Source organism: Anaerobacillus sp. MEB173, from assembly GCF_052119505.1.
Classification (GTDB): Bacteria; Bacillota; Bacilli; order Bacillales; family JBJMAU01; genus JBJMAU01.
This window is the reverse complement of record NZ_JBJMAU010000002.1, coordinates 337218-350574: the sequence shown is the minus strand read 5'-3', so window position 1 is coordinate 350574 and position 13357 is coordinate 337218. Positions and strand designations below refer to the sequence as shown.

15 protein-coding genes are annotated in these 13357 nt (G+C 35.1%); 12 read left to right on the top strand and 3 right to left on the bottom strand.

Translation table 11 applies throughout. The features are described from left to right. Positions 1-2: 2 nt before the first annotated feature. Positions 3-1004, bottom strand: a complete 1002-nt coding sequence (locus ACJ2A9_RS06285; RefSeq protein ID WP_441420762.1) for a FecCD family ABC transporter permease — start codon at positions 1002-1004, stop codon at positions 3-5. 214 nt (positions 1005-1218) lie between these two features. Between ACJ2A9_RS06285 and ACJ2A9_RS06280 the strand changes: the two genes are divergently transcribed. The 5 genes from ACJ2A9_RS06280 (at position 1219) to ACJ2A9_RS06260 (ending at position 4545) form a co-directional block, all read left to right on the top strand. Further along, positions 1219-2214 (top strand): ABC transporter substrate-binding protein, encoded by a 996-nt coding sequence (locus tag ACJ2A9_RS06280; protein ID WP_441420761.1) that lies wholly within the window; start codon positions 1219-1221, stop codon positions 2212-2214. A 162-nt stretch (positions 2215-2376) separates the two neighbouring features. Continuing rightward, a complete protein-coding gene (locus ACJ2A9_RS06275; RefSeq protein WP_441420760.1) occupies positions 2377-3144 on the top strand; it encodes an IucA/IucC family C-terminal-domain containing protein in 768 nt (255 codons plus the stop codon). Between the two features lie 115 nt (positions 3145-3259). Then, a complete protein-coding gene (locus ACJ2A9_RS06270; protein ID WP_441420759.1) occupies positions 3260-3655 on the top strand; it encodes a 2Fe-2S iron-sulfur cluster-binding protein in 396 nt (131 codons plus the stop codon). A 2-nt stretch (positions 3656-3657) separates the two neighbouring features. Next, the gene (locus tag ACJ2A9_RS06265) at positions 3658-3939 is read left to right on the top strand and encodes a DUF1507 family protein (protein ID WP_441420758.1); all 282 of its coding nucleotides are present in this window, start codon (positions 3658-3660) and stop codon (positions 3937-3939) included. Between the two features lie 135 nt (positions 3940-4074). Further along, positions 4075-4545, top strand: a complete 471-nt coding sequence (locus ACJ2A9_RS06260; RefSeq protein ID WP_441420757.1) for a hypothetical protein — start codon at positions 4075-4077, stop codon at positions 4543-4545. A 51-nt stretch (positions 4546-4596) separates the two neighbouring features. Here ACJ2A9_RS06260 and ACJ2A9_RS06255 read toward each other — a convergent pair whose 3' ends face one another. Both ACJ2A9_RS06255 and ACJ2A9_RS06250 read right to left on the bottom strand, forming a co-directional pair. Continuing rightward, positions 4597-5439 (bottom strand): family 1 encapsulin nanocompartment shell protein, encoded by an 843-nt coding sequence (locus tag ACJ2A9_RS06255; RefSeq protein ID WP_441420756.1) that lies wholly within the window; start codon positions 5437-5439, stop codon positions 4597-4599. Then, the gene (locus tag ACJ2A9_RS06250; protein WP_441420755.1) at positions 5436-6056 is read right to left on the bottom strand and encodes an IMEF encapsulin system ferritin-like cargo protein; all 621 of its coding nucleotides are present in this window, start codon (positions 6054-6056) and stop codon (positions 5436-5438) included. The genes ACJ2A9_RS06255 and ACJ2A9_RS06250 overlap by 4 nt, the downstream gene beginning before the upstream one ends. Before the next feature lie 102 nt (positions 6057-6158). On the opposite strand from ACJ2A9_RS06250, the gene ACJ2A9_RS06245 reads away from it, so the two are divergent. From ACJ2A9_RS06245 to ACJ2A9_RS06215, 7 genes are all read left to right on the top strand, one after another. Further along, positions 6159-6566: a hypothetical protein gene (locus ACJ2A9_RS06245; RefSeq protein ID WP_441420754.1), complete on the top strand. Its 408-nt coding sequence runs from the start codon at positions 6159-6161 to the stop codon at positions 6564-6566. Positions 6567-6717: 151 nt separating this feature from the next. Then, on the top strand, positions 6718-7761 hold the full coding sequence (locus ACJ2A9_RS06240; protein WP_441420753.1) for an ABC transporter substrate-binding protein: 1044 nt from the start codon (positions 6718-6720) through the stop codon (positions 7759-7761). After that, positions 7736-8515 carry an ABC transporter permease gene (locus ACJ2A9_RS06235; protein ID WP_441420752.1) on the top strand — a complete coding sequence of 260 codons (780 nt, stop codon included), beginning with the start codon at positions 7736-7738 and terminating at the stop codon, positions 8513-8515. Before ACJ2A9_RS06240 ends, ACJ2A9_RS06235 begins: the two co-directional genes overlap by 26 nt. Then, a complete protein-coding gene (locus ACJ2A9_RS06230; protein WP_441420751.1) occupies positions 8497-9273 on the top strand; it encodes an ABC transporter ATP-binding protein in 777 nt (258 codons plus the stop codon). Before ACJ2A9_RS06235 ends, ACJ2A9_RS06230 begins: the two co-directional genes overlap by 19 nt. Before the next feature lie 302 nt (positions 9274-9575). Then, a complete protein-coding gene (locus tag ACJ2A9_RS06225) occupies positions 9576-10697 on the top strand; it encodes a Fe(3+) ABC transporter substrate-binding protein (RefSeq protein WP_441420750.1) in 1122 nt (373 codons plus the stop codon). A 159-nt stretch (positions 10698-10856) separates the two neighbouring features. Beyond that, positions 10857-12500 carry an ABC transporter permease gene (locus ACJ2A9_RS06220; protein ID WP_441420749.1) on the top strand — a complete coding sequence of 548 codons (1644 nt, stop codon included), beginning with the start codon at positions 10857-10859 and terminating at the stop codon, positions 12498-12500. After that, entirely contained in the window at positions 12500-13213 is a 714-nt protein-coding gene (locus tag ACJ2A9_RS06215; RefSeq protein ID WP_441420748.1) for an ABC transporter ATP-binding protein, read from the top strand. Before ACJ2A9_RS06220 ends, ACJ2A9_RS06215 begins: the two co-directional genes overlap by 1 nt. Positions 13214-13357: the final 144 nt, after the last annotated feature.

Here is a 13357-nt window from a genome sequence, read left to right as displayed (position 1 = left end):
CACTATTTAGTCAACCCCTTACGTGCAATATAAATAAAAAATGGAGTTCCAATAATCGCAGTCATTACTCCTACTGGAACTTCTTGTGGCATAATGACGTAACGGGCACTAATATCCGCGAATAATAACAAGATCCCTCCGATAAATGCACAGTAGGGAATCACCCACCGGTAGTCGATCCCAACAAAAAAACGGGCAATATGCGGAACCATAATCCCCAAGAAGCCAATTGGTCCGGCAATCGCTACAGATCCACCTGCTAAGAGTATAATGATTACTGCCATAGATAGTTTAATTAACCAAGTTCGTTGGCCTAACCCTTTTGCAACATCTTCTCCCATCGATAACAAGTTTACGTGACGAGCGATAATTAGGGATCCAATCCAAGCGATAACCATATATGGTAATACACTGTATAAGTACTCTAATTTTCTACCTGATACAGATCCGGCTAACCAAAATAATACTTCTTCTAATGCTTTTTCATTTAACACCAGTATTCCTTGTGTTAAAGAAGAAAACAGGGCCCATATTGCAGCTCCTGCTAATGTGAATTTCATAGGTGTCAATCCTTCTCTTCCCAACGTACCAATGAAATAAACCATAGTTGCTGCAACCGTTGCCCCAGCAAAGGCAATCCAGACAAAAGCTCCTAACGAAGTGATCGAAAAAAAGGAGACTGCGAATACAATAAAAAAGCTGGCCCCGGAATTTATGCCAAATATTTTTGGATCAGCAAGTGGATTTTTTGTCATTGCTTGCATTAAACCTCCTGCAATTCCAAGACTTGCTCCGACTGCTGCTGCTATGAATGCCCTTGGCACTCGTACGGTTTGTATAATAAGATGTTCATTTGATCCATCAAAATTTATATATGAATCTATCACCATACTCCAGGTTGTATTTGTATAACCATAAACAATACTAAAACAAATAGAACCTATAAATAGAATAATTCCGATAATAAGACCCAAAATTTTAGAACTACTTGATTTTAATAACATCTTTTACTCCTCTACTAAATCCCTTTTCTACTTTTTTCCTATCTTTTTCTATACAATAATTTAAATACAAATCAAGTGTATTCCAAATGAAAATCATTGTCAATGACTCTGAAAATCAATTTCATTCATGTATTGACTTTTTAAAAGTTCACTTATATGATATTAATTGCAAATGATATTTAATATCAGTTACATATTTTGGAGGGAAACTAAAATGAAAAACATCAAACTTATTCTATTAACACTTGTGCTTTTGTCTGTATTTGTGTTAGCAGCTTGTGGAAATAATGCTGAACCTGATCAGGCAGAAGAAACAGAAGTAGAAGAAACAGAAACTGAAGCAGCTCCTGAAGAAGTAGCAGAGACATCTTCTTATACAATAGAGCATGCAATGGGAACAACAGAAATTGAAGGAACACCCGAAAGAGTCGTTATTTTAACAAATGAAGGAACAGAAGCCCTACTAACATTAGGAGTTACACCTGTTGGAGCAGTTAAATCATGGACTGGTGATCCTTGGTATGACCACATTAGTGAACAAATGGAAGGTGTTCAAGAAGTTGGAACAGAAAGTGAGCCAAACCTTGAGGCGATTGCGGCTCTTCAACCAGACTTAATCATTGGTAACAAAATGCGTCAAGAAGAGGTGTATGAACAGTTAAATGCCATTGCACCAACAGTATTTGCGGAAACACTTCGTGGAAACTGGAAGATAAATTTTGAGCTTTATGCTGAAACGTTGAACAAACAAGATAAAGGACAGGAAGTTCTTGATTCATATTCAGACCGTATCGCTAGTATAAAGGAGAAAGCTGGAGATAAGTTAGATTTGAAAATATCAATGATTCGTTTTATGGGTGGAGATGTTCGTATTTATCAAAAGGATACGTTCTCAGGAGTTATTCTTGAAGAAATTGGATTTGCCCGTCCTGAATCTCAAGATGTTGATGAGTTTGCCATCAAAGGAGCAACTAAAGAAATGATTCCACAAATGGATGGCGACATTCTCTTCTATTTCACTTACGAAACAGGTGATGGTGAAGGTTCAAAAGTCGAAGAGGAATGGTTAAATGACCCACTATTCCAAAAGCTTCCAGTAGTGGAAAGTGGAAATGCTCATAAAGTAGATGATGCCATCTGGAATACAGCTGGTGGTGTTATTGCAGCAAACTTAATGATTGATGATTTAGAGAAGAGAATTTTAGAATAATTTAAAAAACGTCTCATATTTATTATGTGGGACGTTTTTTATTACTATTTACAGTTATTATTTAAAGCATAGTGTTGGAATTATTTAGGGTTTGAACTCGTAAATATAAAAGAAAAATCGTGATGTCTTTGGACTAGTGTTTCATATTGGAGGTAGAAAAGGATGAAGCAAACTAAGCTAACATTGGCTGAAAAAGACCTCTTAAGTAAATATCGGATTAGTTTCCAGCAAGAAGAGGAAGATGAAGATTTAACTATCTCTATACGTCATTTACTTGAGTATGATCAATTAGATCATTATATCGATAAAGTTCAACAAAAGATTAATGCTCCAAATCAAATGGTTGCATCATCAATGTTTTCAAAACGGTATGTCTATTTGATTGCTGTACCTGCTTTATATTCATTAGCGAAACTAAATAAGCAGTTAAACTATTCTATTGACCAATTAACTTTACAATCTGCTGTATCATCACATGGAACATGGTTACCTATGTTATATTTCCCTACTGATAAGGTTTCATATCCAGATACTCCTATTGAACGAAATGAATGCAGGGAAAAGCTTATTAACAATATTTTTGCTGACCATCTTAATGTTATGTGGGATCATCTTTCAAAAATAGGGAAGATTTCAAAGCAAACACTTTGGGAAAATACAGCTATTTATATTTTTTGGCTGTATGAATCTTTATTGAAAGAAGATTTGACAGAGGAAGTTAGAAGCCGAGTGATCGACGATTTTTATTTTGTTGTTCTTAAAGCTGGTGGTCATTTATTTGGTAACTATAATCGAAATCCACTTACACGATTCTATACTGAGAAGACTTTAAAAAATGGAGTTGAAGTTCGAATTAGAAAAACATGTTGTTTTTATTATGAAATGGCAGCAGGTGGAGAGATGTGTACAGGGTGTCCTAAAGATTGTTAACACCTTTGGTTTGCTACTTTTCTTTAATACTTTCTAAAAATCACCAAAAAAGGTTTCCACATAGCCATAATTGGTAATAGATAAGGATAGTAGCAAATATACTGAGGTGAGTACGATGAATATGAAAAGAACATTAACTGTAGGGTCATTAAAAAAGGATGCAAACATAGTAAGTCATAATGCTCCTAAAAAAGATAAATCATCAACTGAGGAAAGTAAAAAAGAACCACAAAATGTGAATCAGCAGCAAGTAATTAAGGTAATTCAAAATAACGAAGAATATAATATTACACCAACTATAGAAAAAAGATCATTATTAGATACGGCACTCGAGCAAGATCAACAGTTATCGTTTAAGTGTAAGAAAGGCACGTGTGGGAAATGTACGGTAAAGGTTGTAGAAGGTAGTGGTTGTTTAGAAGCATTAACAAATAGTGAAAAAGAAAAATTAAAAGGAAATACTGATTTGGGCTATCGCCTTGCTTGTCAGGCACTCGTCAAATGTAATTAATTATGAAAAGCGGGAGTGTGATATCGTTGGAAAACACCTTAAAGTTGAAAACGCTTGAGTTGTTAAAGAAGGACGCCGAAGAAATAGGGACAATGATTCAAGTACAAAAAGACAATTTGCTACTCCCGAAGTGTCCATTATATCAAGAGGTTCTTGATACGCAAACCTATGGATTATCTTGTTCGATTAACTTTGCCACTAGACTTGGCCTTATAGAAAAAGAAAGCGGGAAAAATATTTTAATACAGTTAGAGGAAAAACTTTTAGAAAACATAAAAATATGAATTTTTAGAATATAAAAATAAGTTTTATAATTAAAGGGATTCGTTATTGACGAAACCTTTTTTTTGTTTTACAATGAGAACTAATATCAGTGAAAATGAGATTTATTCTCATCATTACGAAGTGGGGGTTCCAAAATGATGTATCCAATAAACGGCTATAATGATATTCAGACAGTGATTTCAAATGAACGGAAAATTGGTGGTGTAATCGAAGCGGAACAAATCCAATTACGTTCAGGTGAGGTATATGATTGTCCAGTATTTACGAGTGTAGATGTTGTAGGCGCTAACATTTATTCGATTGGATTTATCTCTAAAGATGGTGTTAGAATGATTGTCCATGTTAATGATATTAGTATGATTAAATCAGCTACACATAAAAAGATCCATGAACTAAATAACGCAGGCTATAAAGAATATAAAGTAAAAGAAAAATTAAAATATTTAAAGCGACTTTGTAAAGCTGATCAAGGTGCATGTACATGTCCTTTTGTAGAGGAAGCAATGTTAATTATAGAAGACATTGGTACTGATGTTCTTAAAGTTGAAAAAGATTTAGATTTAAAATTCCTTTCAAAAGGTAATAAAGTAGTAAAAATTGCATAAAAAGAAAAGTAGGGCTTATAAAGTCCTACTTTTCTTACTACTATATACTGTTTAACTATTTGGGTCTTCTAAAGTACAGATTGCATTAGGGCGTTTTATCCGAGGAACAATACATTCATAAATTCGAAAATAGTGATTCATATTTTCACTATCCATATAAGTAGTATTAATGTCTTCGGCAATAACAAGATCAACATTATGTCTACCTGTAGCAATTAGAACCCCAGAATCCCCCTTAAGAACCGGTGATTGGTATACACCATCTGTTACTAGTTCGCGGACATGTTCAATTTCAAGAACGTTTGTCCCTTGGTGAACACGGTGTAATAGAGCATAAAGCTTAGGTGATAATACTAACGCATATGGTCCACTATGCCCCATTTGTAGCAACTTATTTCGTGCTTCTACAATATCACTAAAGGCATTACCCGATTTCATCCAATCTTCACGGATGTGTGATAGGTGACCTTTGACATTTGTAAGTCCTGGGAGGTCAAACTCAGTTGAACCGTTAAAAATTAGATCGTCTTCTAATAATGCACATTGTGTTACCGCATTTGCTGCAGGTGAAAAGTCAATTGGAATATCCAAAGCCTTTGCTTGCTCTAGATCGCGCCAATAAAGCTCGAAATCTTTATAAAGTAATGGGATTGTCAAATGGACACGTTTTGTTGCTGAAGAAAGATCTAAGTCTTTCCCGTGAAAGCTTAAACTACCATGACCTGGTTGATCGATAATATCATTAACAACAGATTGAATCCCCTGTCCAAGTGGTCCATAAATATCTAAAAAACGTCGACCAATTAAATTTCTGCGTGCATTTTCAATAACAATTTCATCTAACATCGCCCATTCTCTATCATTTAATGGTGCTTCTTCAAAATTTCTATTCATTTAATAACCTCCTTAAACTCTTTAAGACTTCCAACTGTTAACCGCTTAGTTATTCTTTGTGACTTTTTAATTTGATCACTTTCGATATCTATTGATTCTGTTGTAGTGCTGTACTTTTCAACCTTTAAGCTATTGTGAACATCTTCTTTTTCATCAGTTGGTACAGATCCAGGTGCTACTGCAGCACCGTCAAAATTATCATTTAGTGAGTTCAAGATACCTTTGATTGCTTGATAATCTGCATTTGTTTTATTTCGCATTTGAGTTAGACTATCTTCATATTCAGTATCTTTAAACGAAAATAATGAGAGATCCAAATGTTCAAGAAAATTATGTAATCCAAACTTTTCTAAACTAATATCCTGTAATAGGCGGATAAATTCATAATTATTTTCTGTTTGTGCATCACTATGTTCTAAATAATAATCTAATTTCGGGAGTAAAGCGTTTAAACGATCTAATCGTTGCTCTTCCTCTTCATAAATATGATGATAATAAAGACGTTCGTGTTCATCAGATGCATTTTCAATTCGAGGCGTTAATATCGACATAAAATTATGAATACCTTCTTGTGTTCTTAAAAACATATCTTTTAATTCGCCAAAGTGCTCCGACACATTATTCACCCCTTTGTTTTATTTATAGAAAAAAGCACTGTTATATCTATTTCCAATTTACATAATTATTAAACTAATTTTTTACTACCTAAGGAGGAATGGATGGATCGGTTGATGGTACTTTCTTCTAGTAGGTTACAAGTGGAGTGTTTGTATTATGGATATGAAAAAGAAAAGGCAATACGTAAGCAAAGATTTCTTTCACAAGGTGACATCATCGAATTAAAAAACAACTGTAGATTTATTCCTGGCATTGGCTGGTATGTTCAAGTCTTGATTAATAACATCGAAAATGAATATATTCTTTTGAATACGATTGAAGCAGCATTAATGGAAAATAAGCTCGCATTTATCGTTGACCTTGAAATTGAATTAAACGTACTATCTTTTCAACTAAATAAAGCATTAGATGATAAGAACAGTACATTATTTTTTACTACTGTCAAACGACTTAATGAACTAAATAAAATTAAACATAAAGCAGAAACCCATTTGTTAAATATAAAATAGGGTCCTGCTTTTTTATTATTTTTTTTATCCGACTATATTTTTGAACAAAAATATTTTTAATGTGATTATTGTCACTTTAATTGATAATGATTTTCATTATAATTCAATCATTGATAATAGTTTTCATTTAGCGCTATAGGAGGAGAAGAAGTTGAAAAAGCTTAAATTATCTGCATTATTCATGATTTTTGTTATCGCAGTAGCAATGATGGCCGCATGCGGATCAAATTCTGTATCTAAAGAAGAGACAGAATCTGTTCCTGAAGTAACTGAACAAGAAGAAGTTCAAGAAGTGGAAATCTCAGAAGAGGTGACCGAGGGTGAGGGCCAAACTTATAAGTTTTTAACACCAAAAGGAGCACCTGCATTACCTGGGTTAATAGTGAGTGAGGAAGGCTTTGGCAATCACCAGCTTGAGCTAGAAACTTGGGATCAACTTGAACAGTTATTGGCACACCTTCAAAATGGGGATGCTGATTTTGTCGCTGCTCCAATTAATGTTGCTTCAAATCTAGTTAGTAAAGGCTTACCGTTACAATTAATTCACGTAAATACGTGGGGAACAATCTTTTTAGTCACAATAGACGAAAATGTAAATTCACTAGCTGATTTACAAGGTGAACAACTCTATGTTTCCCATAAAAGCGGTCCACCAGATGTATTAACAAACTTCTTATTAGAAGAGGAAGGAATAAAAGATAGTGTGGAAATACAGTATGCTACACCACCAGAGATTGCGCAAATGTTAATCGGTGGAAAGATTAAACATGCAGTTTTACCTGAACCTGTTTTAAGTGGTGTGCGTTTGAATTTGAAGGAGCAATTAAAAGAAGTTGTTGACTTCCAAGCGACATGGAATGAGATGTATGGTCAAGATCTGCCTCAGGCGGGTATCGTTGTGAATAAGGAGTTTGCTAGTGAAAATGCTGATGTAATAGAAGCTTTCCAACAAGCATATGGAGAAGCCATTGAAAGAATGTACGAGAATCCAGATGAAATTGCAACCCTTGCTGAAACACATCTAGATCTAAAGGCGCCAATTGTAAAAAGTTCACTAAACAAAATGGTCATTAAATTAGTTGAGGCTGAGGAAGCACAGTTTAGCATTGAACAATATTTCAATTTATTACTAGAATCACAGCCTGAGTCTATAGGGGGACAACTACCAGATGAAGGATTCTACTACAAACGATAGAAATTCATTGATGACTGTTTCGGCTTTATCTACAATCGTAGGGATTTGGTGGGTACTCTCATTTTTCTACCCACCAATTATTCTTCCATCACCAGTTGAAACAGTTTCAAAAGCCTATCAGTTAGCAGTAGAAGGTCAATTAATGAAGGAGCTTGCCATTACGATCCAACGGGTGGTTATCGGTTTCTCCTTCTCTTTATTTATTGGAACAATGCTTGGCTGCTTCATAGGCTCATATGAAAATTTATATAAATTTTTTAAGCCGATGGTTACATTTTTACAAACGGTTCCACCAATCTCCTGGATATTACTTGCAATTATATGGATGGGATTTGGTAGTGGGGCACCGATCTTTGTTGTTATTATCGCGACATTTCCTATTTTTTTCTTTAACTCGGTACAAGGGGTTCGTAATTTACCGGAACATTTAATTGAAATGGGGAACACCTTTCGAGTACAGCGTTTTCGAATGATCAAGGATATTTATTTACCAGCACTTTGGCCATTTATTTCTTCAGCTATAACAATCTGTATTGGGAGTAGTTGGAAGACAATTGTCATGGCAGAATTGTTGAGCAGTAATAATGGTGTTGGTGCGGCACTTAGCTTAGCTAGATTACAGTTAGAAACAGCGGAAGTATTTGCTTGGACATTAGTGGTTGTTGTACTAGGGTTGACAACAGAGCATATTTTTCAGTGGTTTAATGACCAAACGAGGGTAGGGAAGGTGAGGAAATGGAAATCGGGGGCATAACTTTTGCACATGATAAAAAGGTAGTCTTCAAAGACTTTTCCCTCTATATACCTGAGGGAGAAATTACGTGTATTCTTGGAAGTTCAGGAGTAGGGAAGACAACATTATTGCAAATGGTTGCAGGAATTAAAAAACCACAGCAAGGTGAAATCATTACTACCGATAATCAAGTAAGCTATATTTTTCAAGAGCCGCGACTTCTGCCTTGGAAGACAGTTCTTGAAAATGTGGAGTTTGTTCTGCTAGATAAGTTGGAAAAGGCAAATCGAAAAAAAGTAGCTGAAGAGATGTTAGAGCGAGTTGGTTTAGCCGATTGTTTACACTTATTTCCCCATGAATTAAGCGGGGGAATGCGTCAACGCGTTTCGATTGCTCGTGCTTTTGTCGTAAGACCGGATATATTGCTACTGGATGAACCGCTTCAGGGATTAGATGTAATGAAACGCCAGGAAATTCAAGACTTGCTCGTTTCTCTTTGGGAAACCTATCAACCTACTGTTCTTTATATTACCCATGATGTTGAAGACGCATTAGCTGTATCACATCAAATATTAGTATTTGCAGGTCAGCCAGTCAATGTTACTTGTAGTTGTTTTGTAGATAAGCCTATAAAAGAGCGGAGTCATTATCAGTCTCACATGGATGCTTTACGAACTCACCTGATGCTGCAAATGAAAATGTCAAATCAAGCAGCAATGGAGCGGATGAAGAAAAAGCAGCACATGCAGCAAAAAATGAAGATGGCAAAGAGTCTTTAAAATAAAAATGTTTATTAAAGGAGGATTGTTATGAACGCCACAAAAATGCCGGCTTATTTGTTTTTAGCAGTTTAGGAAAATTACTTCTTATTTGAACACAGTGATTTATTTGGTCATTGTACATTTCATGCGAAAAAAAAAATGATGAATCTTAAAAGCTATGAATTGCCTCTTGGTAGTTTATAGCTTTTTTCTTAGAAAAAATTCTCAAATACTGTTGACAATGATTATCAATAGCAATATAATACAACTTGTAATGAAATTCATTATCATTAAATACATACCTAGGGGGAAACAAAAAAATGAGTAAAGCATTAAAGTTTTTCTTATTTGCAATTCTAGCGTTTGGTCTAGTATTTGCAGCTGGTTGCGGTGGTTCAAACGATACGACAACTGAAGAACCAGAAGAAGCTCCGGCAGAAGAGCAAGTAGAAGAAAATGCAGCTGAAGAAGAAGCAACTGAAGAAGCTGGTGGTGTTGTAAATCTTTATACAAGCAGACACTACGACACTGACGAAGCACTTTATGCAAAGTTTACTGAAGAAACAGGAATTGAAGTTAATGTTATTCAAGGTAAAGGCGACGAATTAATGGAGCGTCTTGACCGTGAAGGTGAAGCAACTGAAGCTGACGTATTTATTACAGCTGATGCTGGTAACTTAGCACGTCTTAAAGAAAAAGAACTTACACAAGCAGTAGAAAGTGAAGTACTGGCAGCAAACATCCCTGAAAAATTACGTGATGTTGACAATGAGTGGTTTGGTCTTACGAAAAGAGCACGTGTTATCGTATATGCAAAAGACCGTGTGGATCCATCTGAACTTTCAACATACGAAGCATTAACTGAGCCAGAGTGGGAAGGTCGAGTATTAATTCGTTCTTCTGAAAATATTTACAACCAATCACTAATGGCTTCATTTATTGAATTAAATGGTGAAGAAGCTGCGAAAGAATGGGCTGCAGGCATTGTTAAGAACATGGCTAGAGAGCCTCAAGGCGGCGACACTGATCAAGCAGTAGCTGTTGTTGCTGGTGAAGGTGATGTAGCAATTACTAACACATATTATATTGGTCGATTAATAAACTCAGAAGATCCTGAAGATGTAAAAGTTGGAGAAGCTGTTGGAGTCTTCTTCCCTAACCAAGACACGAATGGTACTCACGTAAACATTAGTGGTGCAGCAGTAGTAAAACATGCGAAAAATGTGGAGAATGCTGTTAAGTTTATCGAGTTCTTAACGAATGTAGAAGCGCAAGAAGTATTTGCTGAAGGAAATAACGAATACCCTGTAAACCCTGAAGCTGAAATGAGCGAAACATTAAAGTCATGGGGCGAGTTTAAAGAACAAGATATCGATTTAACAATTCTTGGTGAAAATAACGCACAAGCAATCATGATTCTTAACGAAGTAGGTTGGAAATAATTAAATCGAACAGAAATCGTACCACTTAATTGGTGGTACGTTTTTTTAATTGAAAATGGTATTCACTTTCATTTTTATTTGCGTTATACTTATTCTATAAATAATAATCGTTTTCAATAGAGAGTTTTTCTCCTGATGTATTTAAGGATGTGGCAATATATGAAGCTAGTACAACAAGTTAAACGGCAAATGAATGGGTGGGCAGTATTAAGCTTTTTATTTCTTTTTTTCATTTTGCTGCCCAATATGTTAATTGCAATCGAATTTTTTGCAAAAGGTAACGAGAACTGGCATCACATTAAAGAATATTTATTACTTGATATTATCTCAAACACGTTAGTTATTTTATTTTTTACTGGATTGGCAACAACGATTATAGGCACTAGTCTCGCATGGATTGTAACTGTCTATAAGTTCCCTTTACGAAACTTTTTAAGATGGGGTCTAATCTTACCATTAGCGATTCCACCTTTTATTGGTGCTTATACGTATCATGGCATTGTTAATTATACTGGTATTATCCAATCAACGTTACGTAATAACTTTGATATTACCGTTAATCAAAAATACTTTAACATCATGACAATAGAAGGTACAATCTTTATTTTTACAATGTTTTTGTTTCCATATGTGTATGTCATTACAAAAGGATTTTTTGAAAATCAATCGGCATCTCTTGTTGAAAACGCTCGTCTGTTAGGCGGAAGTTCATTAGAAATTTTCTTTCGAGTGATTTTGCCAATTTCAAGAGCAGCGATCATTGGCGGTGTGACGATTGTTATGTTAGAGGTCATTAATGACTATGGAGTAGTGAAGTATTTTGGGATTCAAACGTTTATTACGGCCATTTTCCAAACGTGGTTTGGGATGGGGGATCTTGATTCAGCTTTTAAACTAGCCGGAACATTAATGGTTGTCGTCATTTTCATTTTAGTTTTTGAGAAAATTGTTCGAGGTCGTAAGCGATTTAGTTATTCGAATTCAAAGGTTAAACCGATTCAACCTCAGCAATTAAAAGGAGCAAAAAAGTGGTTCGCTTTTAGCTATTGCTTTGGGATTTTCAGCTTTGCTTTCCTTATTCCTTTTGTTCAATTAGTCTTATGGATGTTCATGACCTATGAAAAGATCTTATCTAAAGAATTTTATTTGTTAGTAAAAAATTCATTTATGGTTGCAGCCATTGCGGCTTTACTTATCGTTACTGTTGGATTAATTATTGCGAATTATTCACGAATACATCAAGGTGTAATCCCTAAAACTCTTTCTAAATTAACTGTAATTGGCTATTCGATACCAGGGGCTGTTATTGCTGTCGGTGTTATTACAATCTTTTTAGCTTTTGATGATCTTATTCTATTAATCTCAACATTTTTTAATACTGATCCAGTTATTGTTTTAAGAACGAGTTTGGTAATGTTAGTTTTTGCATATGTCATTCGGTTTTTGGCAGTAGGTTTCAATTCTATTGAAGCAGGCTTTGAGAAGGTTGGCAGAACATTTACTGATGCATCAAGAACACTTGGCGCATCAACAGTCAGAACGTTCTTTAAGGTTGATATTCCGATGGTAAAAGGAGCAATAATTGGTGGCTTCATCCTTGTATTTGTTGATATTTTAAAAGAGTTACCACTAACGATGCTTCTCCAACCTTTTAATTTTCAAACGTTAGCAACGAGAGCTTTTCGCTATGCGAATGATGAGATGGTAAGTGAGGCTGCATCGGCATCGATCTTAATTATTTTAATAAGTGGGATTTGTATCTTTGTCTTTCATAAAGTTCTGGAGAGAGGGGAAAGTAACTAATGTTTGTACAAATAAAAAACTTGCAATATCAATATAAGAATACAAGTGAGCCAACGATTAAAGATTTTACCTTAGATATTAATCAAGGGGAAATTGTTTCGATTCTTGGTGATAGTGGAAGTGGAAAAAGTACGATTCTTCGATTAATCGCAGGCTTAGAAATACCAAAATCAGGCACAATATCAATTGATGGAAAAACAATTGTTAATAACTCAACCTTTACTCCGCCAGAAAAAAGAAAAGTAGGAATGGTTTTTCAAGACTATGCTCTTTTCCCGCATATGACTGTAGAAAATAATATTAAATATGGTTTGAGAAAAATGAACCGTAGAGAAAAACAATTGCGTGTAGAAGAAATGTTAACATTAGTGAATATGTCCGAGTATAAAAAACGGTATCCTTATGAGCTAAGCGGAGGCCAGCAACAGCGTATAGCACTGGCGAGAGCGCTTGCTCCAGCACCTTCTCTCTTAATCTTTGATGAGCCATTCAGTAACCTCGATGCTAGTCTCCAAGTGAGAATTAGAGATGAGCTTCGTGGGATCTTAAAGGATGCTGGTATCACTTCGATATTTGTTACGCATGATCAAGCAGATGCGAAAGCTCTTGCAGATCGAATTGTCTACATTGCTAATGGTGTTGTCGACCGAATTGTTTCGTTAGATGATGAATTATCAAGATATAAAAATACTAAACAACTTAGTCTCGTTTAAATAACGAAAATAATCATATCTATCTTCTTGATAGGTATGGTTATTTTTTTGTTGTCTAGCTCCTGCACCTGTGATTTTTTGGTCTTAGTTCCTCTCAGTCTAAGGACTGAGAGAAAGACCATTCTCGAGCTCGTTAAGAAAAGA

Bases quoted from the DNA above. Each gene is read 5' to 3' on its own strand.
- ACJ2A9_RS06215 (WP_441420748.1), top strand. From the start codon at position 12,500: ATGTTTGTACAAATAAAAAACTTGCAATATCAATATAAGAATACAAGT.
- ACJ2A9_RS06260 (WP_441420757.1), top strand. From the start codon at position 4,075: ATGATGTATCCAATAAACGGCTATAATGATATTCAGACAGTGATTTCA.
- ACJ2A9_RS06225 (WP_441420750.1), top strand. From the start codon at position 9,576: ATGAGTAAAGCATTAAAGTTTTTCTTATTTGCAATTCTAGCGTTTGGT.
- ACJ2A9_RS06230 (WP_441420751.1), top strand. From the start codon at position 8,497: ATGGAAATCGGGGGCATAACTTTTGCACATGATAAAAAGGTAGTCTTC.
- ACJ2A9_RS06265 (WP_441420758.1), top strand. From the start codon at position 3,658: ATGAAAAGCGGGAGTGTGATATCGTTGGAAAACACCTTAAAGTTGAAA.
- ACJ2A9_RS06280 (WP_441420761.1), top strand. From the start codon at position 1,219: ATGAAAAACATCAAACTTATTCTATTAACACTTGTGCTTTTGTCTGTA.
- ACJ2A9_RS06220 (WP_441420749.1), top strand. From the start codon at position 10,857: ATGAAGCTAGTACAACAAGTTAAACGGCAAATGAATGGGTGGGCAGTA.
- ACJ2A9_RS06285 (WP_441420762.1), bottom strand. From the start codon at position 1,004: ATGTTATTAAAATCAAGTAGTTCTAAAATTTTGGGTCTTATTATCGGA.
- ACJ2A9_RS06270 (WP_441420759.1), top strand. From the start codon at position 3,260: ATGAATATGAAAAGAACATTAACTGTAGGGTCATTAAAAAAGGATGCA.
- ACJ2A9_RS06275 (WP_441420760.1), top strand. From the start codon at position 2,377: ATGAAGCAAACTAAGCTAACATTGGCTGAAAAAGACCTCTTAAGTAAA.
- ACJ2A9_RS06245 (WP_441420754.1), top strand. From the start codon at position 6,159: ATGGATCGGTTGATGGTACTTTCTTCTAGTAGGTTACAAGTGGAGTGT.
- ACJ2A9_RS06255 (WP_441420756.1), bottom strand. From the start codon at position 5,439: ATGAATAGAAATTTTGAAGAAGCACCATTAAATGATAGAGAATGGGCG.
- ACJ2A9_RS06235 (WP_441420752.1), top strand. From the start codon at position 7,736: ATGAAGGATTCTACTACAAACGATAGAAATTCATTGATGACTGTTTCG.